We start from the raw sequence: 1,410 nt of genomic DNA on the forward strand, positions 1-1,410 counted from the left end.
CAATGTCATTAACTTAAGGATTTAACACATACGTTTATAATTCATTGGGTACTTATTTGTTTTGTTTCTACGGTCTTGTCGAAAAAACTTCCGGTCAGGTCGAATAGCACTTAAATTCTTTGATATTTTACTTAATATCAGTTCGTATAACTCAAGCTCAGCTAGCTTCATAATGAGCCTGACAACGTTATCCTTTAGCTGATTTATCGCAAAGGTAAAATTGATTTTATATTCATAGAGCCTAGTATTTTTAGGCTTCTTTATTTTCCGCTTTGCATCGTGGATCGCAGAAGCTGCAAGGTTTTTAGTTAATAGCTTAGCGTGTAAGTCTTGTAAAACACCTTCAACAGAAACACTAGAATAATTCTCAATATTAAGACGACTTTTCAATACTTTAAAATCTTCTTCAACTCCCCAGCGTTGGTGATATAAATTAGCGAAAAGAGCAGTAGGATAAGCTTGTATATCTGTTAATGATGAAACCAAAATCTCTGGCTCGCCTGATGGCAGGTCAACTCGCACTAACCTTAACTGTAGTGATTCTGTCGATATCTTATCTTTTCTACATCTACGAAGAGATTTTTCAACACAAGGGAAATCAACGACATCACTATATTTCCCACTTTCTAAGAAAGCTTTAACAACATTAGAGCTTTTAACAATGCGCATGCAAAAATCAACATTCTTTAGCATATGGTACTTATAAAACCAAACGGCAGGATAACCTCTGTCATAAACGACTAAGTCACCTGTTTGGGTTTTATTTAAATGCTTTAGCGCCATTTCACGCTCTCCTGTTGAATGGCTTTCTACCTGTAAATCTAGGGTCATATTATTCTTAACATCATAAAGTTGTGAAAGACGAACATGAGGCATAGCGGCATGTGGGCGAGCTTTACCAAAATGCTCAAGTAGTTTGTCAGAGATAGGTAATTGTGTGACTGAGCCATCAACTGCTAGCAGTCTATGGCCTTGCCATTTATCAATGGTTGCCGCTTCATAGAACGTTTGAACCAAATCATCATTTAACTCGATAAATGCCTGATGGGAGAGTTTCATTCTGGCTTTACAAAAAGCTGCGGTGCTAACAGACTTTGTTGATAAGTAGCTATCGTCGATAACATTGAAAAACCGAACAAGTTCAGCTTGAATTGAACCATTAAGCGCATTCAACATAAAACTCATTAAACGAGGAAAAGTAAGCGTGCGATTTCGAGTGAAATCTGTAGGTTTTTTACGATGTTTTTGTAAAAATTCAGTTGAATGAATCTTACTGGTTAGTTTTTGTACTATTTGAATTAAATGGTGAACAGCTCATTGGTAATTTCTCTATGTTTTTAATTCATAGACAGGTTAGCAATTAGCTAACTTATTGTAAATACATAAATTAACCTTAAGTTAATGACATTG

General features: G+C 35.5%; 1 protein-coding gene. It reads right to left on the reverse strand.

All coding sequences use genetic code 11. The features are described from left to right. Nucleotides 1–21 precede the first annotated feature (21 nt). Complete coding sequence (locus H4J66_RS05400) at nt 22–1,299, reverse strand: IS4 family transposase (protein ID WP_310650626.1); 1,278 nt, start codon at nt 1,297–1,299, stop codon at nt 22–24. Nucleotides 1,300–1,410: the final 111 nt, after the last annotated feature.

The organism is Colwellia sp. MB3u-55 (assembly GCF_014076785.1).
Lineage (GTDB): Bacteria > Pseudomonadota > Gammaproteobacteria > Enterobacterales > Alteromonadaceae > Colwellia_A.